This window comes from Mobilisporobacter senegalensis (assembly GCF_003752155.1).
Classification (GTDB): Bacteria; Bacillota; Clostridia; order Lachnospirales; family Lachnospiraceae; genus Mobilisporobacter; species Mobilisporobacter senegalensis.
Genome location: NZ_RJVG01000003.1, coordinates 320,364 through 343,041, shown reverse-complemented (window position 1 = coordinate 343,041; position 22,678 = coordinate 320,364). Strand labels below are relative to the sequence as shown.

General features: G+C 34.6%; 20 protein-coding genes and 1 riboswitch. Of the genes, 19 read left to right on the top strand and 1 reads right to left on the bottom strand.

What is annotated here, in order from left to right:
- Positions 1-118: 118 nt before the first annotated feature.
- From rplS to EDD66_RS06895, 13 genes are all read left to right on the top strand, one after another.
- Positions 119-466 carry a 50S ribosomal protein L19 gene (gene rplS, locus EDD66_RS06955; protein WP_123608833.1) on the top strand — a complete coding sequence of 116 codons (348 nt, stop codon included), beginning with the start codon at positions 119-121 and terminating at the stop codon, positions 464-466.
- A gap of 146 nt (positions 467-612) precedes the next feature.
- Positions 613-1,227, top strand: coding sequence for a signal peptidase I (gene lepB / locus EDD66_RS06950; protein ID WP_123608832.1), 615 nt, complete (start codon positions 613-615; stop codon positions 1,225-1,227).
- A 12-nt stretch (positions 1,228-1,239) separates the two neighbouring features.
- Complete coding sequence (gene ylqF / locus EDD66_RS06945; protein ID WP_123608831.1) at positions 1,240-2,085, top strand: ribosome biogenesis GTPase YlqF; 846 nt, start codon at positions 1,240-1,242, stop codon at positions 2,083-2,085.
- 42 nt (positions 2,086-2,127) lie between these two features.
- Positions 2,128-2,892, top strand: coding sequence for a ribonuclease HII (locus tag EDD66_RS06940; RefSeq protein ID WP_123608830.1), 765 nt, complete (start codon positions 2,128-2,130; stop codon positions 2,890-2,892).
- 21 nt (positions 2,893-2,913) lie between these two features.
- Entirely contained in the window at positions 2,914-3,219 is a 306-nt protein-coding gene (locus EDD66_RS06935) for an EscU/YscU/HrcU family type III secretion system export apparatus switch protein (RefSeq protein WP_123608829.1), read from the top strand.
- Positions 3,220-3,230: 11 nt separating this feature from the next.
- Positions 3,231-3,581, top strand: a complete 351-nt coding sequence (locus tag EDD66_RS06930) for a YraN family protein (RefSeq protein ID WP_123608828.1) — start codon at positions 3,231-3,233, stop codon at positions 3,579-3,581.
- Between the two features lie 65 nt (positions 3,582-3,646).
- Positions 3,647-4,573 (top strand): peptidoglycan editing factor PgeF, encoded by a 927-nt coding sequence (gene pgeF / locus EDD66_RS06925; protein WP_243115320.1) that lies wholly within the window; start codon positions 3,647-3,649, stop codon positions 4,571-4,573.
- A gap of 148 nt (positions 4,574-4,721) precedes the next feature.
- Positions 4,722-6,029 (top strand): DUF512 domain-containing protein, encoded by a 1,308-nt coding sequence (locus EDD66_RS06920; RefSeq protein WP_123608827.1) that lies wholly within the window; start codon positions 4,722-4,724, stop codon positions 6,027-6,029.
- Positions 6,030-6,041: 12 nt separating this feature from the next.
- Complete coding sequence (der, locus tag EDD66_RS06915) at positions 6,042-7,367, top strand: ribosome biogenesis GTPase Der (RefSeq protein WP_123608826.1); 1,326 nt, start codon at positions 6,042-6,044, stop codon at positions 7,365-7,367.
- A 4-nt stretch (positions 7,368-7,371) separates the two neighbouring features.
- Positions 7,372-7,989, top strand: coding sequence for a glycerol-3-phosphate 1-O-acyltransferase PlsY (plsY, locus tag EDD66_RS06910; protein WP_123608927.1), 618 nt, complete (start codon positions 7,372-7,374; stop codon positions 7,987-7,989).
- Positions 7,990-8,015: 26 nt separating this feature from the next.
- Positions 8,016-9,029 (top strand): NAD(P)H-dependent glycerol-3-phosphate dehydrogenase, encoded by a 1,014-nt coding sequence (locus EDD66_RS06905; protein WP_123608825.1) that lies wholly within the window; start codon positions 8,016-8,018, stop codon positions 9,027-9,029.
- Between the two features lie 148 nt (positions 9,030-9,177).
- The gene (spoIVA, locus tag EDD66_RS06900; RefSeq protein ID WP_243115319.1) at positions 9,178-10,686 is read left to right on the top strand and encodes a stage IV sporulation protein A; all 1,509 of its coding nucleotides are present in this window, start codon (positions 9,178-9,180) and stop codon (positions 10,684-10,686) included.
- 428 nt (positions 10,687-11,114) lie between these two features.
- Entirely contained in the window at positions 11,115-12,254 is a 1,140-nt protein-coding gene (locus tag EDD66_RS06895; RefSeq protein WP_123608824.1) for a C40 family peptidase, read from the top strand.
- An 88-nt stretch (positions 12,255-12,342) separates the two neighbouring features.
- Here the strand turns inward: EDD66_RS06895 and EDD66_RS06890 are convergent, their stop codons facing one another.
- Positions 12,343-13,362: a serine hydrolase domain-containing protein gene (locus EDD66_RS06890; RefSeq protein WP_123608823.1), complete on the bottom strand. Its 1,020-nt coding sequence runs from the start codon at positions 13,360-13,362 to the stop codon at positions 12,343-12,345.
- A gap of 223 nt (positions 13,363-13,585) precedes the next feature.
- Between EDD66_RS06890 and EDD66_RS06885 the strand changes: the two genes are divergently transcribed.
- From EDD66_RS06885 to thiC, 6 genes are all read left to right on the top strand, one after another.
- Positions 13,586-15,262: a MutS-related protein gene (locus tag EDD66_RS06885; protein WP_123608822.1), complete on the top strand. Its 1,677-nt coding sequence runs from the start codon at positions 13,586-13,588 to the stop codon at positions 15,260-15,262.
- Between the two features lie 17 nt (positions 15,263-15,279).
- Positions 15,280-15,765, top strand: coding sequence for a ribonuclease HI (rnhA, locus tag EDD66_RS06880; protein ID WP_123608821.1), 486 nt, complete (start codon positions 15,280-15,282; stop codon positions 15,763-15,765).
- A gap of 4 nt (positions 15,766-15,769) precedes the next feature.
- Positions 15,770-18,487: a DNA mismatch repair protein MutS gene (gene mutS, locus EDD66_RS06875; protein ID WP_123608820.1), complete on the top strand. Its 2,718-nt coding sequence runs from the start codon at positions 15,770-15,772 to the stop codon at positions 18,485-18,487.
- A gap of 4 nt (positions 18,488-18,491) precedes the next feature.
- Positions 18,492-20,477: a DNA mismatch repair endonuclease MutL gene (mutL, locus tag EDD66_RS06870; RefSeq protein WP_123608819.1), complete on the top strand. Its 1,986-nt coding sequence runs from the start codon at positions 18,492-18,494 to the stop codon at positions 20,475-20,477.
- Positions 20,478-20,599: 122 nt separating this feature from the next.
- Positions 20,600-20,703, top strand: a riboswitch (TPP riboswitch).
- 164 nt (positions 20,704-20,867) lie between these two features.
- Positions 20,868-21,380, top strand: a complete 513-nt coding sequence (thiW, locus tag EDD66_RS06865; RefSeq protein ID WP_123608818.1) for an energy coupling factor transporter S component ThiW — start codon at positions 20,868-20,870, stop codon at positions 21,378-21,380.
- Positions 21,370-22,677: a phosphomethylpyrimidine synthase ThiC gene (thiC, locus tag EDD66_RS06860; protein WP_123608817.1), complete on the top strand. Its 1,308-nt coding sequence runs from the start codon at positions 21,370-21,372 to the stop codon at positions 22,675-22,677. The genes thiW and thiC overlap by 11 nt, the downstream gene beginning before the upstream one ends.
- Position 22,678 lies beyond the last annotated feature (1 nt).

The following is a 22,678-nucleotide window of genomic DNA, read 5'->3' as shown; positions in this document are numbered from 1 at the left end:
TAAAAAAATTTACTTGCATAATTGGAAGATATGTGGTAGAGTAAGTTGTTGTGAGATGAGATGTTCCTCTGTTACAGAAAGTATTTAAGAACATCTAAATTTAAAGGAGGTCACACAAATGAACGATATTATTAAAAATATTGAAGCAGCTCAATTAAAAGCTGACATAGCTGACTTTAACGTTGGTGATACTGTTAGAGTACATGCTAAAGTAAAAGAAGGTTCCCGTGAAAGAATCCAGGTATTCGAAGGAACAGTATTAAAAAGACAAAATGGTAGTTCAAGAGAGACATTTACTGTTAGAAAAACATCTAATGGAATTGGTGTTGAAAAAACTTGGCCATTGCATTCTCCAATCATTGAGAAAATTGAAGTTATAAGAAAAGGTAAAGTAAGAAGAGCTAAGCTTAACTACTTACGTCAAAGAGTAGGTAAGAAAGCTAAGGTTAAAGAATTAGTTAAATAGACCTAACTTTTTATGAGACGATCCAGGGGACAACACATATGTTTTGTCCCCTTTCTTATTTGTATAAAAGCACAAGACATTGTATAATGAAATTATTATTCATATAATAAATAATTGCACAGGAGAGTATGAAAGGACGTGATTAAATGGGTTATAATTTTGAGTCCTATGAAAGAAAAGAAAAAGTTAATAAAATATTAAAAGAAATAATTATATGGGTCTTGGAACTTATCTTAGTAATTGGAGCAGCATATTTTATTATCCATTATGCCGTTGAAAAGACTACTATGGTCGGTGAATCCATGGAACCGATTCTTTTAAATGAAGATGAGATAGTAATTAATAAATTTGCCTATCGTTTTACAGAGCCTGAGAGATTTGATATAATTATTTTTAAACAAAGTGGAAAAGAACACAGTTTTTATAATATAAAAAGAATTATTGGACTGCCTGGAGAGAAAGTTTTCATCAAAGATGGACTAGTATATATTGATGGTGAACTTTTACAGGAAAAAATTACAGTTGACCCTATGACAACAGCCGGTGTAGCAGAAGAAGAGATTTTACTTGATGAGAATGAGTTTTTTGTTTTAGGGGATAATCGTAATAATAGTGAAGATAGTCGTTTTGCCAGCCTTGGGAATATAGTGAAAGAGGATATTATCGGTAAGGCCTGGATACGATTAAAACCATTTAATTTTGTAAATCAGTTAACGACAGAAACAAGATTTGATGATGAAAACGTACAAGAACAAGAATAAAGAGGTAATATAATGAATATTCAGTGGTACCCTGGTCATATGACCAAAGCAAAACGTATGATGCAAGAGGATATCAAATTAATTGACGTAGTAATAGAACTTGTTGATTCAAGAGTTCCTTTAAGCAGTAAGAATCCGGATATTGATAATATAGCAAAAAATAAATCAAGGATCATTCTATTAAATAAATATGATTTAGCCAACATGGAACAAACCAATCAATGGAAAGCCTGGTTTGAAGAACAAGGTTTTCATGTAGCTTTAGTTAACTCTAAGTCAGGTGCCGGCGTGAAAGCTGTAAATGATGTAATTATGTTGGCATGTAAGGAAAAAATTGAACGTAATCGAAGAAAAGGTATTATTAACAGACCGGTAAGAGCTATGATTGTAGGTATCCCTAATGTAGGTAAATCTACTTTTATAAACAGCTTTGCCGGAAAAGCAGCAGCCAAAACGGGAAATAGACCAGGTGTAACCAAAGGTAAGCAATGGATACGTTTAAATAAGAATGTTGAATTGCTGGATACCCCAGGCATTTTATGGCCTAAATTTGAAGATCAGTCAGTAGGATTAAAACTGGCATTAATCGGTTCTATTAAAGAAGAGATACTTAATATTACAGAATTAGCAATGGAACTTATCGACTTTCTTAAGAAGAATTATCCTGGCAGTTTAAAATCCAGGTATGAATTGGAAGAAGAAGGAACGAATCTTGAGACTTTAAATAATATAGCCAAAGCAAGGGGATGTCTTTTAAAAGGAAACGAACTTGATATTGATAAAGCAGCCCACTTGCTCATGGATGACTTTAAAGGAGGGAAATTAGGAAAAATAACCCTTGAATTCCCTAAACGATAGGAAGATCAACCTATCCTTGTTTTATTAATAAGAGGAGAGATTATGGAACTTAAGATAAGTGATATTAAAAAAGAATTTGAAGATTCAGATATCTGTAAAATTGACGATATAATTAATAAGTATAGTAATGACGAAAGAAATGGTGTTATTAAACTTATTAACAAATATAAAAAAGAAAAAGAGAAATATGAACAGGAAATCATTCGAACAGAAAGAATGAAGGAATTCGAGAAAAAATACAGCAATTTCTCATATATATGTGGTATAGATGAAGTGGGCAGAGGCCCCCTTGCAGGGCCGGTTGTTGCAGGGGCTGTTATTTTACCAAAGGATAAGAATATTCTTTATTTAAATGATTCTAAGCAGGTAAGTGCTAAAAAAAGAGATGAATTATACGATATCATCATGGAGAATGCCATTTCTGTTGGGATTGGAGTAATTTCCCCAACACGTATTGACGAGATCAATATATTACAAGCAACCTATGAGGCCATGAGAATTGCAATTAGAAACTTATCTGTAGAACCTGACATATTATTGAATGACGCAGTACATATACCGGAAGTTTCCATAAAGCAGGTTGGTATTATTAAAGGAGATTGTAAAAGTGTATCTATTGCTGCAGCAAGTATTGTAGCAAAAGTAACCAGGGATCGTATGATGGAGGAATATGATAAATTATTTCCTCAGTATGGATTTGTTAGAAACAAAGGATATGGTTCCAGTGAACATATTATGTCATTAAAAAAATTGGGCCCGAGTCCAATTCATAGAAATAGTTTTATAGGAAATTTTGTTTTGCAATGAAAATATCAGGGGGTAGCACAGATGAAACAGGAGAATAATAAAAATAGAAATAAAACTGCAGTTGCTCTTGGTTATGACCCTGGTACTGATGTTGCACCTAAGATCATTGCTACAGGACGTGGTGTTTTAGCTGATAAAATATTAGATGTGGCAAAAGAATCCCAGATACCAATTCATAAAGATGAAAGATTAGCTTCCACTTTATCAAAATTAGAATTAGGGGATGCAATTCCCAAAGAATTATATGAAGTTGTCTCAGAAATCCTTGTATTTGTCGATCGCATGGATCGAATAAAAAGTAAGGTGCTCCCACGAAAAGATATGTAATAAGGAGAGGTATGTATAATAAAAGAAAGATTGGAGCCGAACATGAACAGCTTGCTGCTGAATTCTTAAGAAAGAATGGATATACTATAATTGATATGAATTATTATTGCCGTTTGGGAGAAATAGATATTATTGCCAAAGAACAAGACTATATTGTTTTTATAGAAGTAAAATATCGAAGTAACCTGCAAATGGGTTATCCGGAAGAAGCAGTTCATGTCAGAAAACAACGATCTATTATCCGAACTGCAAGGTTTTATATGTTAACTCATGGCATTAGTGAAGATACCCCTTGTAGATTCGATGTAGTGGTGATGTTAGGGGAAGAGATAAAACTAATTTCTGATGCATTTACATTATAATGAATAAGCATTTATCAGGAAGTATTTACATACAATGACACCATAATCAGAAAGGCTTAAACAGAATGAGAGAATGTGTAAATAATACCAGTTTATTTCAAGTGAATAAAGATAAAATTAAATATAAATATAGAAATCAAATTTCAAATATAACCTATAATAAAATACCTTCTATGGAAGGTATTTTAAATGTTGAGGTAGAACCGAATATTCTTGTTTTTCCGTCACTTTCTGAAATAGATTTTATCAGGCATGGATTTTCAACAAGGCTTGGGGGCGTTAGTAAAGAACATCTTAGTTCTATGAACCTAAGTTTTACCAGGGGTGATGACAGGGATACTGTGGTGACCAATTATCAAAGAATCTGCGGGTCCATGGGAATGAATGAAAATGATCTGGTGTTTACAGATCAGATACATGATACAAAGATTCATGTGGCAACAGAAGAAGACCGGGGGAAAGGTGTCGCAAAGGAACGGGAAATCATTGGAATTGACGGATTAATTACTAATATACCCAATCTTCCTTTGGTTACTTTTTACGCAGATTGTGTTCCTCTATATTTTGTAGATACGAAGAAAAAAGCCATTGGATTAAGTCATTCAGGATGGAGGGGCACAGTAAATAAAATGGGACTTAAAACTGTAGAAGCTATGACAAAACAGTATGGGACCAATCCGAAAGATGTGATTGCAGTAATTGGACCTTCCATCTGCAGAGACTGTTATGAAGTAAGTAAAGATGTTGTGTTAGAATTTAAACAATCCTTTTCAAAACGAAATTTAGATGATATACTCGAAGAAAAAACAGGCGAAAAATACCAGCTTGATTTATGGTTGGCTAATAAATATATCCTCTTAGAAGCTGGGATCCCTATTGAAAATATATCTATATCTGGAATTTGTACTTGTTGTAATTCAACATTGTTATATTCCCATCGTGCTTCCCAAGGAATGAGAGGTAATTTAGCGGCTTTTCTTACAATTGTATAGGTAAAAACATGATACATACTTTGGTTGATGTTTATTTTGAGGGAACATATTTACAATCTGACCATTAACTGTTAAGATAATAAGAGTTTGCTATTCATGGGTATCACACTTGATCTGACAAGTGTGAGTGAACTAATTGAGGTGTAACATGATTGAAAAAAGACATATTATAAAATGTGTTGAAGAAGGAAGTATTGCAGAAGAACTTGGTATCACTTCTGGTGATATCCTGATAAGTATAAATGATACCAGACCAAAAGATATTTTTGATTATGAATTCTTAATTCATGATTGTGAAATTACAGTAATTATTCGAAAGCCAGATGGTGAAGAATGGGAACTTGAGATAGAGAAAGATTTTAGTGAAGATTTAGGGATCGAATTTGAAGAAGGTTTGATGGATTCCTATAATTCATGCAGGAATAAATGTATGTTTTGTTTTATAGATCAAATGCCAAAGGGTATGAGAGAAACTCTCTATTTCAAAGATGATGATGCAAGATTATCATATTTACAAGGAAACTATATTACATTAACGAATTTAAAGGATGAAGATATTGACCGGATCATATTATATAAATTAGCACCGATTAATATTTCTGTTCATACTACCAATAAAGAATTAAGAGCCAGGATGTTAAAGAATCGTTTTGCAGGAGATGCTCTGGAAAAGATACAAAAGCTTTATGAGAATGGTATTGAGATGAATAGCCAGATCGTGTGCTGTAAGGGATACAATGATGGAAAAGAATTAGAAAGAACCATTAAGGATTTATTTGATTATATGCCTTATATGCTGAGTCTTTCTATTGTTCCTGTAGGCCTTACAAAATTCAGGGAAGGACTTGCACCTTTAGAAAAATTTGAAAAGGATGATGCGAGAGAAGTTCTTGATATCATTCATAAATACCAGGCACAATTTTTAGAACAGTCCGGGACGAGGTTTGTTCATGCAAGTGATGAATGGTATTTAATTGCAGAACTGCCAATTCCAGATGCAGAAGTTTATGAAGGATATGGTCAGATTGAAAATGGTGTTGGAATGATTCGCTCTTTAATTGATGAGTTTGAAGAATATTATGATACTTTAAAGGGTAATGATAGAAAAAAGACGGTGTCTATAGCAACAGGAAAACTGGCAGCGCCAACAATTAAAGATTTAACAAGTAAATTAGTACAAAAGTTTCCGAATGTCAAAGTGCATGTTTATACAATTATTAATGATTTTTTTGGACCGGACATCACTGTCGCCGGGCTCTTAACAGGACAGGATATTATGAAACAGCTAAAAGGAAAAGAATTGGGAGAGTATCTGATTCTACCAAGTGCCCTCCTTCGAAGTGGAGAAGAAGTCCTACTTGATGATTATACACTTACAGATTTGGAAAAAACTTTAGGAACAAAGATACGTATTGTTCAATCAGATGGGAAATCACTGATTGATACAATCATTTAAAGGAGATATAAGATGAGTAAACCAATTGTAGCGATTGTTGGCAGACCCAATGTAGGAAAATCAACTTTATTTAACGCTCTTGCCGGAGAAAAAATATCCATTGTAAAAGATTATCCTGGTGTCACAAGAGATCGTATTTATGCAGATGTAACATGGCTTGATAAGCAATTTACGATGATCGATACTGGTGGTATTGAACCGGAGAGCAAAGATTTGATGCTATCCCATATGAGACAGCAGGCAGAGATTGCTATTGAAACTGCTGATGTAATTATGTTCCTTGTAGATGTGAGACAAGGTTTAGTAGATTCAGACTTTAAAGTAGCTGATATGCTTAGAAAATCAGGAAAACCAGTTGTTTTAGTGGTAAATAAAGTTGATAATTTTGATAAACTAATGCCGGATGTATATGAATTCTATAATCTTGGGATTGGTGATCCTATACCAATTTCAGCAAATTCAAAACTTGGGATTGGTGATATGCTGGATGAAGTAATCAAACATTTTAATCCGGAAGATTTATTGGAAGAGGAAGATGAAAGACCTAGAATTGCAATTGTAGGGAAACCAAATGTAGGGAAATCTTCTATTATCAATAAATTAATTGGTGAAAACAGAGTCATTGTATCTGATATTGCTGGAACAACCAGAGATGCCATTGATACCGTGGTAAACCATAATGATAAAGAATATGTATTTATTGATACGGCAGGACTTAGACGTAAGAGCAAGATAAAAGAAGAATTGGAGCGTTTTAGCATTATCCGTACTGTAACGGCAGTAGAGCGTGCAGATGTAGTGGTAATGGTCATTGATGCAAGTGAAGGTGTGACGGAACAAGATGCCAAGATTGCTGGTATTGCACATGAACGTGGGAAAGGCATCATCATTGCGGTAAATAAATGGGATGCTATAGAAAAGAACGATAAAACTATCTACGAATATACTAATAAAGTAAGAGAAATTCTTTCATTTATGACTTATGCTGAGATTATTTTTATATCAGCCCTTACTGGACAAAGATTACCAAAACTTTTTGATGTAATTGAAATGGTAATTCAAAACCAGACCCTTCGTATTCAGACAGGAGTATTAAATGAGATAATGATGGAAGCCACTGCGATGCAGCAGCCGCCATCAGATAAAGGTAAGAGATTAAAGTTATTCTATATAACCCAGGTTGCCATAAAGCCACCAACATTTGTTATCTTTGTAAATGACAAAGCATTAATGCATTTTTCCTACACCAGATATATCGAGAATAAAATTAGAGATGCGTTTGGATTTAAAGGAACATCATTAAGATTTCTAATTAGGGAAAGGAAGGAAAAAGAATAGTATGATGGGAATCATTATTTGTCTAGTAGTAGGATATGCCTTTGGTTGTTTTTCAACAGGATATATTGTAGGTAAAATGAATCATATTGACATTAGAAATTATGGAAGTGGTAATTCTGGAACCACAAATGCACTTAGAACCTTAGGGTTTAAAGCGGGTTTGTTAACTTTCTTAGGAGATGCCCTAAAAGCTATTATTCCAATTATGCTAATCCGTTTTTATTTTCCTGCACCTGAGGGTAATTTACAATTATTGTTACTCTATACAGGCCTGGGTGTAGTACTGGGACATAATTTTCCAGCATGGCTTCATTTTAAAGGAGGAAAAGGTATTGCGGCAACAGCAGGTGTTATGCTGGCATTTGATTGGAGATTCGGATTAGCTGCTGCTGTAATTTTTGTTATCTTAGTGGCGATCACAAGATATGTTTCCTTAGGCTCTTTGGCCTTATCATTACTTTTTCCAATTGGAGTTTTAATCTTTTATCCAGGTCAAATACATATGCTTATTGTCAGTCTTATATTTACAGTACTTGCATATGTGAAACATAGAGGTAATATTACAAGATTATTAAATGGTACAGAAAGAAAGCTTGGACAAAAAATTGAAATTAATAAATAGTGAATAAGAAAAACGGAGGAATACTAATGAATAAAGTAAGTATATTAGGTGCAGGAAGTTGGGGCACAGCACTTGCAATTCTTTTGGCGAATAATGGTCATGAGGTAACATTATGGTCAATCCTAGAAGCAGAAGTAGAGATGTTAAATACTCACAGAGAACAAATAGATAAATTACCAGGAGTAAAGCTTCCTGCGAATATAACAATAACAACTGATTTAGAAGTTTCTTGTAAAGATAAGGATTTAATCGTGTTTGCAGTTGCATCCCCTTATGTAAGATCGACTGCTAAATTAGCGGTACCTTTCATAAAAGAAAACCAGATTGTGGTCAATGTGGCGAAAGGAATTGAAGATTCAACCCTTGACACTTTATCAGATATTTTAAATGAAGAATTAAATAATGCAGATGTTGCAGTACTATCCGGACCCAGCCATGCGGAAGAAGTAAGCCATGGTATTCCAACAACGGTTGTAGTTGGTGCCCAGTCAAAAGCTACAGCATATTTTATTCAGGATATTTTTATGAGCGAAAAATTCAGGGTTTATACAAGCCCTGACATAATTGGAATCGAATTAGGTGGTTCTATTAAAAATGTGATAGCACTTGCAGCTGGTATTGCGGATGGTCTGGGATTTGGAGACAATACAAAAGCTGCCCTTATGACAAGAGGCATTGCGGAAATCAGCCGTCTTGGAATTGCAATGGGTGGGAAAATCGAAACATTTGCAGGTCTTTCCGGTGTAGGGGATTTAATCGTTACATGTACCAGTAAACATAGTCGTAATCGTACTGCAGGGTACCTTATTGGTAAAGGTTATACCATGAATGAAGCTATGGATGAAGTGAAACAAATTGTAGAAGGTGTCTATTCTGCAAAGGCGGCCTATGCATTAGCAAAAAAACATGATATTCCTATGCCAATTGTGGAACAGATTAATTTAGTATTATTTGAAAACAAACCGGCGAAAGAAGCAGTAGATGATCTTCTTACCAGAGACAAAAGAAGAGAATATTCAGATTTAAAATGGAATAAATGAAACTAGATAAGTAGTAAATAGAAAGATTAGAACTAATAGAATATGTTCTAATCTTTTTTTGTTACGCATATGTATAATTATCAAGAAATTCTAATCACTCAGAATGGGTATTATCCCTTCTGATGAGAAGTCTAAGGGAGGGTGAAATATGCTAGACCAAGGCAAGACTGGCGATACAACGGGTCAGATGTATGACGTTTATGGTGATATCAAGGCTAGGACAGGCGGGGATATATACATAGGTGTAGTGGGACCGGTAAGAACAGGAAAATCCACTTTTATTAAACGTTTCATGGATCTACTCGTTATTCCGAACATCGATGATGTTCATAGTAAAGAAAGAGCAGTAGATGAATTACCACAAAGTGCAGCAGGAAGAACTATCATGACTACTGAACCAAAATTTATCCCAAAAGAAGCTGCTAAAATAAAATTATCTGATGATACAGATGTTAATATTCGTTTGATCGACTGTGTTGGTTACATGGTAGAAGGTGCTACAGGACATATTGAAGATGAACAGGAAAGATTAGTGAAAACTCCATGGTTTGATTATGAGGTTCCATTCACAGAGGCTGCCGAAATTGGAACTAAGAAAGTAATTAACGATCATTCCACTATAGGAATTGTTGTTACTTCAGATGGCAGTTTTGGTGAGCTTTTAAGAGAAAATTATCGTAAACCGGAAGAAAGAACAATTGAAGAGTTAAAGAAACTTGGAAAGCCATTTATAGTTCTTCTTAATTCAAGCCGTCCACATTCTGACGAAACAGTCGCTCTTGCAGATGAAATATCAGAGAAATATGATGTTGCGGTTATGCCAGTGAACTGTGAACAATTAAGAAAAGATGATATAACCAAGATTATGGAAACAATCCTTTCCGTTTTCCCAATCTCTGAAATTGATTTCTACATACCTAAATGGGCAGAGATGCTGCCAAATGATCATTGGCTAAAAGTAGACCTAATTAATTCGGTGAAAGAAATCCTGAAAAATTTATCTATTCTTCGTGACATTAATATGAGAAATTTTACTACAGACAGTCAATTTGTAAAACGCTTCAAACTAGACCGTATAGAGCCGAAAGATGGCAGTGTAAAAGTCTATGTGGATTTTGATGATCAATATTATTATAATATCTTAAGTGATCTGATTGGTACTGAGATAACTGGTGAATATCAATTTATCGCCACTCTTCGTGATATGGCTGCGAAACGGCAGGAATATGAAAAGGTATCCAATGCCTGTGAAGAGGTTCGCTATAAAGGTTATGGCGTCGTGACACCGTTCCAGGAAGAAATAAGTATTGAAGAACCAGAAGTAATTAAACACGGAAGTAAATACGGAGTTAAAATTAAAGCGGTTGCTCCTTCCATTCATATGATCAAAGCTAATATTGAAACAGAGATCGCACCTATTGTGGGCAGCGAAGAACAGGCAAATGATTTAATTGCATATATCAAAGAGAATACCCAAGACAATCCGGAGGGAATCTGGGATACTAATATCTTTGGAAAATCTATTAAACAGTTAGTTGATGATGGAATTAAGAATAAGATTGGTAAAATGAATGATGAGAGCCAGGTAAAATTACAAGAAACCTTACAGAAAATTATTAATGATAGTAATGGTGGATTAATCTGCATTATTATTTAAAGCCGGAAGGAGACAAAACTGTCTCCTTCTTTTTGCACATTAGAGGCTCATGACCTGTTCTGGGACAAGCCTTCTGGTAAAAGTTTGATTTATATAAAAAGATGATTTGAAAGATTATTTTATATTCTACGCTTGTAGTATTAAAAAAGTTAATAATTATTATCATTATCTTTAGAATCCTTTAAAGATAAGGTGTGTTTAAAGGCTTTTCCTAATTTGTGTAATATAATTACAAAATATTGACACATAGTTGACAAAATTAAGAACAGTTGTTATAATTATACTTAACAAATTTAACAATTACGTAATAATTACGTAGATAAAATGAAACTTAATTCAAATGTGGTTTTAACCACAGATAAATGCAAAGAAGAATTTGCGCGAAGATATAAAATGCAGCAATCTTTTGATTGCGAGGGAGGCACATCGTGAATAAAAATTTAGTTAAGGTATCGACATTGTGTTTGGCAGGTACAGCTTTGTTAACAGCAAGTCAACTTAAAACAATAGCAGCATCATTTACAGTAGAAAAACCAGTAGCAGGAATTTCACTTTCATTAGATAGCTTTTATAACACAACAACAGTAGGGAATATGTCAGTTGTTAAATTAAATATGGCATCAACCGAGGCAACAGTAGTAATGGCTGATGATACTCTGTCTCCAGAAGAGGAACCGGTAATGGAAGAGCCGGAGACATCTGACGAAGCAGAAATAGAAAAAGCTATCAAGAAATATGAAAATATAGGAATCGCTACAGTCGATAATTATCTAAATATTAGAAAAAAACCAGGCGAAGATGAAAAGATAATCGGAAAACTCCCTAAAAATGCCGGAGCAACTATTTATGATATTGACAAGAATGGCTGGGCAAAGATTAAATCCGGCAAAGTTACCGGTTATGTAATGAGCAGTTTTTTAACAACAGGAAAAGAAGCGGAAGAATTAGCGAAGAAAGTTGGAGTTAAGACAGCAACGGTAAATACTACCACTTTGAAAGTACGTGAAAAACCATCAACAGATTCCACATGTATTACATTAATACCGATTGAAGAAGAATTAGAAGTTATTAAGACGGAAGATGAATGGGTTAAAGTAGTTGTTGATAATGATAAAGGATGGGTTTCAAAAGAATTCGTCGATATTTCTTATGATCTTAAGAAGGCAGTGCCTAACGAAGAATTGGGAGCATCCAGCGGTGTTTCTTCAACAAGAGCTAATATGGTTGCCTTTGCAAAACAATATCTTGGTAATCGTTATGTCTGGGGCGGCACAAGCTTAACCAATGGAACAGATTGTTCAGGTTTTACCATGTCAATTTACAGCCATTTTGGTATTGGCATCAGTAGAACTTCAAGAGCACAGGCGACTAATGGTACAACAATCAGCTCATCACAGGCAAGACCGGGAGATTTAATATTCTATAGTAATGGTGGCGGAATCAATCACGTTGCCATGTGTATTGGTAATGGCCAGGTAATCCATGCCAGCAATCCAAGAAGCGGTATTAAGATTTCCAATATGTATTATAGAACACCGGTAAAGGCTGTTCGAATTCTAAACGATTAATTAAAATTCAATATATGTATACAATTTTAAGTAAAAGAGCCTGGCGGATATGGTTTATCCCCGGGCTTTTTACTTTACGATATAAATATTAATTGAAGCATTCGTTTTTTTCTAATGTATTTATAATATCTCTTTTTAATCTCCATACATTACAACCAATATTACTTACAATGGTGATACTAAGATCGTTAATCGTATTATAGGCTGATATGAAACTGACACCTGGGTCACATCCTTCAATATGAGGAGTAAATATATGAGAGTCAGCAGGATCAAGCCAGACCCCCAATCCATAGTAATGTCTATCATCGTGGCTTTGTACCCTAAGCATTTGATTCAACATGTCCTTAGAAATTAAATCGCAGGCTAATAACTTTGACCAGAATTTACCAACATCAATAACAGTGGTAAATGCTCCCCCAGCGCCAGTTCCTTTTGCGTCTACACTATATATATTTATGTAGAATTCTTTAAGTTTGTCATCATATATATAAGAATTGGCGCAATTTGCAGGAAGACGGTCTAATTCATAGTATCCCGTGTCCTGCATTTTGCACGGTCTGAAAATATGTTCATTTAGATAGTTATCAAATGGGAAACCAGTTACCTTTTCAATAACCAATCCTAAGACAACATATCCTGTATTATTATATTGAAATCTTTCACCTGCCTGATACATCATAGGTTTATCAATAAAGAGAGGAATAATATCTGAAGAAGCTCTGATTTTATAATTTGGATAGTCCTTCCATAACTCTTCATAATCATTCAAAAGACTCTCATCAAAATAGTCAGGTATGCCAGAGGTATGATTTAAAAGTTGTTTTATAGTTATTTTAGGATCAATAGCCTTTAAATTAAAATCAAGTATGCTGCCTATGGTGGTATCAAAATTTAATACTCCTTTTTCAATTAATTGCAGGATAGCCACAGCAACAAAAATTTTACCTGCGGAAGCAGTAGCAAATTTAGTATCGATCTTATTAGGTATTTGATTTGGTAAATCTGCATAACCATAACTTTTCTCAAAAATAATTTCTTTCTTTTTTATGATGCGGATGCAGCCATTAAATTCGCTTAATGATAAATCTTTTTCATCTAATTTCATATTCTTACCTTCCTGTTTCAAATATTTAAATTAGTCCTATTATACTATTTGTATATTATAAATACTACTATATATTCATTTGCATTCATTGATTTAAGTCGTGGATGGACATGCAGACAGGTCTCTTTGAATGCTGTTAGCCAAAATGAAAATTATCTTATCCCTTGAAGATAAAATCACAGTCATGTATAATAATAAAGAATAAAACTAAAGGGAGATTTATATGGAATATTTATATATATTTTTAGCAATATTAGTGTTTTTAATATTTAAGTCCAGATATGATGAGAAAGAGAATCGCAGAAAATTATATCATAAATTAAAACAAGCCTGGGGAGAGATTCCAGACGAAGAATACACAAGTGAAAAATTTGAATCAATAAAGAAATATTATTTATCTGTCAAAGATAAAGATTTAGATATTGACGATATAACTTATAATGATCTGGATCTGAAAGAAATATATATGATGCTGAACAATACGGGAAGTGCAATAGGGGAAGAATATCTCTATGCATTACTTAGGAAGCCCGTATTTTCTGAAGAAGAACTATTAGAAAGAAACCGCCTCATGAATTATTTCGAGAGTCATGAAGAGGATAGGCTAAAACTCCAAACCCAGTTTGCATTAATGGGGAAATTAAATAAATTATCTATTTATGAATATATTAACCGCACAGATAATATTCAATCAATCAATATAGCCAAGGAATATTTTATGGCTCTTGGATTAGTTGCTTCTATAGCTGCCATTTTAATCAACCCTATGATTGGTGGTTCATTAACGGTATTTTTCATAGCCAATAATATGATTACTTATTTTAAGAAGAAAGCAGAGATAGAGTCATATTTTACAGTGTTTTCCTATATCCTTCGTTTGCTTAATGAAATAAAAGAAATTCGAAAGTTAAATATACCACAAATAGAAAATTATACAAAAATATTTGAAGAAGCAGAAGTTGCTTTTCGAAAGTTTAAAAAGGGCTCCAGAATTGTTATCAGCGGGAATGCCATGGCTGGCGATATTGCAGATATGATATTAGACTATCTAAGGATGCTTTTTCATGTGGATATCATTAAATTTAATACTATGCTTACTACGCTACGTAAAAACCGTGATATTTTAAATGGATTATATGAAAACATTGGTTATCTTGACAGTATGATCGCAGCAGCATCTTTTCGAAAACAGATTGATTACTACTCTGAACCGAAATTAGTATCAGGTACAAAGCCTTATCTTAAAGTAGAAGATATCTTTCATCCAATATTAGAGGAACCTGTAGTAAATTCAATCAAAGCAGATAGAAGTGTTCTTATCACGGGTTCCAATGCCTCTGGTAAATCCACATTTATAAAGACAATGGCAATAAATGCAATTCTATCCCAGACAATCTATACAAGTGTTAGCAAATCATACGAAGCAAGTTATTTTAGAGTATTTTCTTCCATGGCATTAAGAGATGATATTTTTAGCAATGAAAGCTATTATATCGTTGAGATCAAATCATTAAAGAGAATTTTAGATAAAATAAATGGGAAGTATCCCGTACTTTGTTTTGTTGATGAAGTTCTTAGAGGAACCAATACGCTGGAGAGGATTGCAGCATCCACACAGATATTACACAGTCTGTCTCAGGGAAATACATTATGTTTTGCGGCTACCCACGACATAGAACTTACCGCTATTTTAGAAAATCATTTTGATAATTTTCATTTTATGGAGAAAGTACAGGAGAATGATATTTTATTTGACTATAAATTATATAGTGGCAGAGCTGTTTCAAAAAACGCGATTAAACTATTAGAAATAATGGGTTATTCCAAGGATATCATTGAACATGCCAATGAATTGGCTAATGAATTTCTATTAAATGGGAACTGGGTTCCTTTAACTTAAAGATTAGGAGATCATAGATGGAAGTTAATATATATACAGATGGTGCAGCAAGAGGAAATCCGGATGGTCCGGGTGGATATGGAACGATACTTTCCTATATGGATGGAAAAGGACAAGAACATATTCGGGAATTTTCCGGCGGCTATAAGAAAACGACGAATAACAGAATGGAACTTATGGCTGCAATTGTAGGATTAGAGGCACTGACAAAACCATGCAATGTAAACTTATATTCAGATTCACAATATGTTATCAAAGCGTTTAATGAACATTGGATTGATGGATGGATAAAAAAGGGATGGAAACGTGGTAAGAATGAACCTGTAAAAAATATTGACTTATGGAAACGCTTACTTAAAGCAAAAGAGCCCCACAATGTAACTTTTATATGGGTCAAAGGTCATGCTGGGCATCTTCAGAACGAGCGTTGTGATGAACTTGCTACTACAGCAGCGGATGGAGATCATTTACTAGAAGATACGGGATTATTAGGAGAGGACTAAAGAGATGGAACAATTAACACCAATGATGCAGCAGTATATGGAAATCAAGAGCCAGTATAAAGATTGTATCTTATTCTATAGACTTGGAGATTTTTATGAAATGTTCTTTGAGGATGCCATAACCGCATCGAAAGAACTTGAAATTACTTTAACAGGGAAAAACTGTGGACAAGATGAAAGAGCTCCCATGTGTGGAATCCCTTATCATGCAGTAGACGGATATTTAAGTAAATTAGTTGGGCGGGGATTTAAAGTTGCAATCTGTGAACAGGTTGAAGACCCTAAAATGACTAAGGGTATCGTAAAAAGAGAAGTTATCCGTATCGTAACACCAGGAACCAATCTCAATACCCAGGTCCTCGATGAAACAAAGAATAACTATTTAATGGGGATATTTTATTCGGGAGATGTGTATGGTATTTCAACAGTAGATGTCACAACAGGAGATTATTTTGTAACTGAGGTAGATACGGATCGTAAACTAATTGATGAGATCAATAAATTTGCTCCTACGGAAATCATTTGCAATGAAGCATTCTTAATCTCTAATATAGATACGAAAGATTTAACAAACCGATTAAATATTTCATTATCTCCTTTAGAACCATGGTATTATGATGAAGAATTATGTGTTCGAAGCCTGAATCAGCATTTTAAAGTATCCTCTCTGGATGGTCTGGGATTAAAAGATTATACACTGGGAGTGATTGCTGCAGGAGCAGTAATGCAGTATTTATATGAGACACAGAAGAATTCCCTATCCCATCTAACTTCTCTTACCCCATATGTGACAAGCAAGTATATGATTCTTGACAGTTCCACCAGAAGAAATTTGGAATTGGTTGAAACCCTTAGAGAAAAACAGAAGAGAGGTTCTCTGCTATGGGTTCTTGATAAGACTAAGACAGCTATGGGGGCCAGATTATTAAGAAGTTACATAGAGCAGCCTTTGATTAATCAGGATGAAATTGAAAATCGTTTAGATGCAATTACAGAATTAAATGAAAATGTAATTACCAGAGAGGAGCTCCGGGAGTATCTAAATCCCATTTACGATCTTGAAAGATTAATCAGTAAGGTAAGCTATAAAAGTGCGAATCCAAGAGACTTAATTGCATTTAAGACATCGTTATCCATGCTGCCCCATATTAAATTCTTATTAAAAAGTTTTAATAGTAAATTATTAAATGAAATATATGATAATCTTGATATATTAGAAGATATCTGTTCCTTAATAGAGACGTCTATTGAAGAAGAACCTCCAATTGGAATAAAAGAGGGAAGCATCATAAAAAGTGGATATCATGAAGAAGTAGATAAGCTCAGAAAAGCAAAGACGGAAGGGAAAACATGGCTTGCCGAATTAGAAGGGAAAGAAAGAGAGAATACAGGGATTAAGAATCTCAGAATCAAATATAACAAAGTATTTGGATACTATCTGGAGGTAACTAATTCCTATCAGAATCTTGTACCGGATACATGGTCAAGGAAACAGACCCTTGCCAATGCAGAAAGATACATAACACCTGAATTAAAAGAATTGGAAGATATGATTCTTGGAGCAGAGGATAAACTGTTCTCTTTAGAATATAATCTGTTTAGCGAAATTAGAGATACGATTGCTGCAGAGGTGAAAAGGATTCAGACAACGGCAAAAGCAATTGCTAAAATTGATGTATTTGCTTCTCTTGCCTTAGTTGCTGAAAGAGGTGGGTACATTCGGCCAAATATAAATACGGATGGGATTATAGATATTAAGAATGGGCGTCATCCAGTCGTTGAGAAAATGATATCTAATGATCTGTTTGTATCCAATGATACTTATCTTAATAATAAAGATAAAAGAGTATCTATTATCACAGGACCGAATATGGCAGGTAAATCAACTTATATGAGACAGACGGCTTTAATCGTTCTTATGGCACAGTTAGGAAGTTTTGTTCCGGCCCTGGAAGCCAATATCGGTATTGTAGATCGTATTTTTACAAGAGTTGGAGCATCGGATGATTTGGCTTCCGGACAAAGTACTTTCATGGTAGAAATGACGGAAGTAGCTAATATTCTTAGAAATGCCACGAATAATAGTTTGCTGATTTTAGACGAGATTGGCAGAGGAACCAGTACTTTTGATGGCCTGAGTATTGCGTGGGCAGTCGTGGAACATATTAGTAATTCTAAATTATTAGGGGCAAAGACTTTATTTGCAACACATTATCATGAACTTACAGAATTAGAAGGTAAGATTGAGAGTGTAAATAATTACTGCATAGCAGTAAAAGAACAGGGAGAAGATATTGTATTCCTTCGTAAAATTATAAAAGGCGGAGCAGATAAGAGCTATGGCATTCAGGTAGCAAAACTTGCGGGTGTACCTGAGAGTGTTTTGAACCGGGCAAAGGAGATCGTTGAAGAATTAAGTAATAATGATATCGCAGAGAAAGCAAAGAGAATTGATGTGGATTCAGCTCATTTGGGAAAAGATACTACAAGTCTGGCAGATGGTGCTGCATATGAAGATAAACTTGTAGTTCAGGAAGTGAGCGCTGCCAAGTCAGCGGCAGGTAAAAAAACAGAAATTGAGAATCAGTTATCTTTCTTTAGTGTACCGGCAAGTGATGACATTATTATGGAATTAAGGGAGTTGGATATCAATGGTCTTACTCCTATGGATGCACTTAACACGTTATATAAATTTCAGAAAAAGATAAAGGATAGATGGTGATTACATGGCTAATATTACCATATTAGATCAAAGTACAATTAATAAAATTGCTGCAGGAGAAGTAATAGAACGTCCAGCGGCAGTTGTAAAGGAATTAATAGAAAATGCAATTGATGCAGGAGCCAATGCTATAACCACAGAAATTAAAGAAGGTGGGATTAGCTTTATCCGGGTTACAGATAATGGGTCTGGAATTCTAAAAGCAGATATTCCAATTGCTTTTTTACGTCATTCTACCAGTAAGATAAAAACAGTAGAAGATTTATTAAGTGTTTCCAGTTTAGGATTTCGGGGTGAAGCGCTTTCCAGTATTGCTGCAGTATCGCAACTTGAACTCGTAACAAAAACCCCGGGAGAAATAAATGGGGTACGTTATATCATTGAGGGCGGAGAAGAAAAAAGTATAGAAGAAATTGGCTGCCCGGAGGGTACTACATTTATTATAAGGAATATCTTTTACAATACTCCGGCGAGAAGGAAATTTTTAAAATCCACTGTAACAGAGGCAGGGTATATCAGTGATTTAATTGAACGCCTGGCAGTGTCCCATCCGAATGTTTCTTTTAAATTCATTGTAAATAATCAGATTAAACTTCATACTTCAGGTAACAACAATCTTAAAGACATTATTTATAATGTCTACGGACGTGAGTTATCTGCAAATATTATAGAAGCAAATGGAAAGAGTGATCATATTGTAATGTCTGGGTTTATTGGAAAGCCAATTATATCCAGAGGAAATCGGAATTATATGAATTATTATATTAATGGCCGCTATATTAAAAGTGGAATCATTAACAAAGCCATTGAAGAAGCATATAAACCATATACCATGACACATCGTTATCCATTTACAGCATTGCATTTTGAGATAGATTCAGAATTAATTGATATAAATGTTCATCCAACCAAGATGGAGATTCGTTTTAAAAATGGAGAAGAGATTTATTCTATCGTTTATCATACAATTAAAGATGCGTTAGCCGGAAAGGAACTTATTCCTGAAGTAGTATTAGTGAAAGAGAAGGAAGAGGATAAGAAATTAAGAAACATTCCTGAACCATTTGAGAAAAATCGTATCAAAGGTATGGAAGATTCAAAAAGAGATTCCTTTGGAAGAGGGAACTATGAAAATCGACACAATTCTACAAGTGTAGAACGAGAGATTCCTGAAAAGATCAAGGAGACAGAAATAGGAAAGTTTCAATCGATGATAGCTCATCCGGAAGAAAGAATAGAACGGTTGGAAAAGGACCAAATATCAGCTGATTACAATGTATTGCATGACAACCAAAGTCAATATTCTACAGATGTAGACAAGAATACTGCCGTTTCTGCACAAACTGTTTCAGATACTGTGAAAGGGGAACAGATCGGTTTATTCGAAGATAAATTATTATCTGAGGAAGCAAAGAAAAGCCATAGGATCATTGGTCAATTATTCTCCACATATTGGATTGTAGAATATAGTGATAAAATGTTCATCATTGATCAGCATGCTGCTCATGAAAAAGTATTATATGAGAAGACCATGAAAGCCATTAAAGACAAAGAATATTCGTCCCAGATGATTAACCCTCCAATCATATTGACCCTTAGTATGAGAGAAGAAGAAGCTTTGAAGAAACATTTGGAGAGCTTGAATCAACTTGGATTTGAGATTGAAGCCTTTGGAGGGAAAGAATATTCTGTAAGGGCGGTACCAGCTGATTTATTTGGAATCGCAGAAAAAGAGTTGCTGATTGAACTTATCGATACTTTAGTTGAGGAAATCCAGTCTGAAAATCCAGATATTATATTAGAGAAAGTGGCATCCATGTCCTGTAAGGCGGCTGTGAAAGGAAATAATAAATTATCTTTTAAAGAAGCAGAATCTTTAATTGATCAATTGCTTACTCTAGAGAATCCTTATCATTGTCCTCATGGCCGGCCCACTATTGTTTCTATGAGCAAGTATGAGATTGAGAAAAAGTTTAAAAGAATTGTCTGAATGTATTTTTTAAAATACAAATTGATTATCGGTTTCTTTGATGATACAATGAAAGCAATGAGCCAGGCACGAAGTATCTGGCGAATGCAACAAGATCATGAACTTGTTCATGATGCAATAAATAAATATTGTTCGGGAGCTTGTGTGTACAGGCTGAGAGGAAACAAAAGTTTCGACCGTACCTGATTTGGATAATGCCAACGTAGGGAATTAGATGAATGAATATTCATGGGATGTATCTAACGTTAGGTACATCTCTTTTTTTGTTATTTATCTATAGAACAATATTTAAATCTGAACATTAGGTAATTGCAAAACTCTAAAATTTAGAACATTTATTAGTTTCCCAATTACCTGTAATTTGATCATAAAAGAAAGGAAAGATTTATTATGTCAAGAGTCAGGAAGCTATCGTTAGCAGGTATTCTAATTGCAGTGGGAGTGATTTGTTCAACATTCTTCATTCCCATTGGAGTAGCAAAAGTGTTTCCAATACAACATTTTATCAATGTATTGGCAGGAGTGATCTTAGGACCGGTTTATGGGGTATGCATGGCATTTATTACATCATTGATCCGTGTCATATCAGGAACAGGCAGCTTATTAGCCTTTCCAGGAAGTATGTGTGGTGCATTGCTATCCGGTATTTTATTTAAGTATAGTAAAAGTGTAATCATGGCTTTTCTGGGAGAGGTGGTTGGCACCGGAATGATCGGAGCAGTCATTGCATATCCAATTGCTACAGTATTCTTAAATAAAACAGTTGCATTTTATGGTTTTATTCTTCCTTTTGGTATTAGCACATTAGCAGGGGCCGGATTTTCTCTGGTGTTAATCGTCACGTTAAGAAAGATGGGAATACTTAATAAATTATTATTAGAAGGAGATCAATATGAATTATAAAACACAGATGGAAGCGGCAAAACTTGGTATTATTACAAAGGAAATGGAAACTGTTTCCGGGAAAGAAAAGGTAGATGTACATAAATTAAGAGAATTAGTTGCTTGCGGTAAAATTGTAATACCGGCAAATAGAAATCATAGATCTTTAAACCCAGAAGGAATCGGTGATGGACTAAAAACGAAGATCAATGTCAACCTTGGCGTATCTGGTGATTGTGCCGATTATTCCAAAGAATTTGAGAAAGTAAGGTTATCCATAGAATTAGGAGCAGAATCTATTATGGATTTAAGCAATTATGGGAAAACCAATACATTTCGCAAAGAACTGATTGATATCTCCACTGCTATGATCGGTACAGTGCCCATGTATGACGCCATAGGATATCTTGAAAAAGATTTAATGGATATTTCTGCGAAAGATTTCTTTAAAGTAGTAGAAGCTCATGCAAAAGAAGGTGTGGATTTCATGACGATTCATGCTGGAATTAATAAACATGCCGTAGAAACTTTTAAGAAATCTAATAGAATTACGAATATTGTATCAAGAGGCGGCTCCCTCCTCTTTGCCTGGATGGAGATGACTGGGAATGAAAATCCATTCTATGAGTTCTACGATGATTTATTAGACATTTTGTATGAATACGATGTCACTATCAGCCTTGGAGATGCTTTAAGACCAGGAAGCATTCATGATAGTACAGATGCAGGACAGATAACAGAATTAATTGAATTAGGTAATTTGACAAAGAGAGCCTGGGAGAAGAATGTACAAGTATTAGTAGAAGGACCGGGTCATATGGCTATCAACGAGATACCAGCCAATATGGTAATACAAAAAAGGTTATGTCATGGAGCCCCTTTTTATGTGTTAGGACCTCTGGTCACGGATATCGCGCCAGGATATGACCATATTACTTCTGCCATTGGTGGAGCTATTGCAGCTTCTAATGGAGCAAATTTTCTATGCTATGTAACTCCGGCTGAACATTTACGATTGCCTGATCTTAATGATGTAAAAGAAGGAATCATAGCATCTAAGATAGCTGCTCATGCTGCAGATATCGCCAATGGGATTCCCGGAGCCAGAGAAATTGATAACAAAATGAGTGATGCAAGAAGAAGGATTGACTGGGAAGATATGTTTTCTTACGCAATTGATGGAGCCAAGGCAAGAGAATACTTTGAGAGCACACCTCCTGCAGATAAACACAGCTGTTCTATGTGTGGAAAGATGTGTGCTATGAGAACAACGAATAAAATTCTAAGTGGAGAAAAAGTGGAACTGAAAGGAGAATAGA

Excerpts from the sequence above, each read along its gene's own strand:
- rplS (WP_123608833.1), top strand. The coding sequence starts at position 119 with ATGAACGATATTATTAAAAATATTGAAGCAGCTCAATTAAAAGCTGAC.
- lepB (WP_123608832.1), top strand. The coding sequence starts at position 613 with ATGGGTTATAATTTTGAGTCCTATGAAAGAAAAGAAAAAGTTAATAAA.
- ylqF (WP_123608831.1), top strand. The coding sequence starts at position 1,240 with ATGAATATTCAGTGGTACCCTGGTCATATGACCAAAGCAAAACGTATG.
- EDD66_RS06940 (WP_123608830.1), top strand. The coding sequence starts at position 2,128 with ATGGAACTTAAGATAAGTGATATTAAAAAAGAATTTGAAGATTCAGAT.
- EDD66_RS06935 (WP_123608829.1), top strand. The coding sequence starts at position 2,914 with ATGAAACAGGAGAATAATAAAAATAGAAATAAAACTGCAGTTGCTCTT.
- EDD66_RS06930 (WP_123608828.1), top strand. The coding sequence starts at position 3,231 with ATGTATAATAAAAGAAAGATTGGAGCCGAACATGAACAGCTTGCTGCT.
- pgeF (WP_243115320.1), top strand. The coding sequence starts at position 3,647 with ATGAGAGAATGTGTAAATAATACCAGTTTATTTCAAGTGAATAAAGAT.
- EDD66_RS06920 (WP_123608827.1), top strand. The coding sequence starts at position 4,722 with ATGATTGAAAAAAGACATATTATAAAATGTGTTGAAGAAGGAAGTATT.
- der (WP_123608826.1), top strand. The coding sequence starts at position 6,042 with ATGAGTAAACCAATTGTAGCGATTGTTGGCAGACCCAATGTAGGAAAA.
- plsY (WP_123608927.1), top strand. The coding sequence starts at position 7,372 with ATGGGAATCATTATTTGTCTAGTAGTAGGATATGCCTTTGGTTGTTTT.
- EDD66_RS06905 (WP_123608825.1), top strand. The coding sequence starts at position 8,016 with ATGAATAAAGTAAGTATATTAGGTGCAGGAAGTTGGGGCACAGCACTT.
- spoIVA (WP_243115319.1), top strand. The coding sequence starts at position 9,178 with ATGCTAGACCAAGGCAAGACTGGCGATACAACGGGTCAGATGTATGAC.
- EDD66_RS06890 (WP_123608823.1), bottom strand. The coding sequence starts at position 13,362 with ATGAAATTAGATGAAAAAGATTTATCATTAAGCGAATTTAATGGCTGC.
- EDD66_RS06885 (WP_123608822.1), top strand. The coding sequence starts at position 13,586 with ATGGAATATTTATATATATTTTTAGCAATATTAGTGTTTTTAATATTT.
- rnhA (WP_123608821.1), top strand. The coding sequence starts at position 15,280 with ATGGAAGTTAATATATATACAGATGGTGCAGCAAGAGGAAATCCGGAT.
- mutS (WP_123608820.1), top strand. The coding sequence starts at position 15,770 with ATGGAACAATTAACACCAATGATGCAGCAGTATATGGAAATCAAGAGC.
- mutL (WP_123608819.1), top strand. The coding sequence starts at position 18,492 with ATGGCTAATATTACCATATTAGATCAAAGTACAATTAATAAAATTGCT.
- thiW (WP_123608818.1), top strand. The coding sequence starts at position 20,868 with ATGTCAAGAGTCAGGAAGCTATCGTTAGCAGGTATTCTAATTGCAGTG.
- thiC (WP_123608817.1), top strand. The coding sequence starts at position 21,370 with ATGAATTATAAAACACAGATGGAAGCGGCAAAACTTGGTATTATTACA.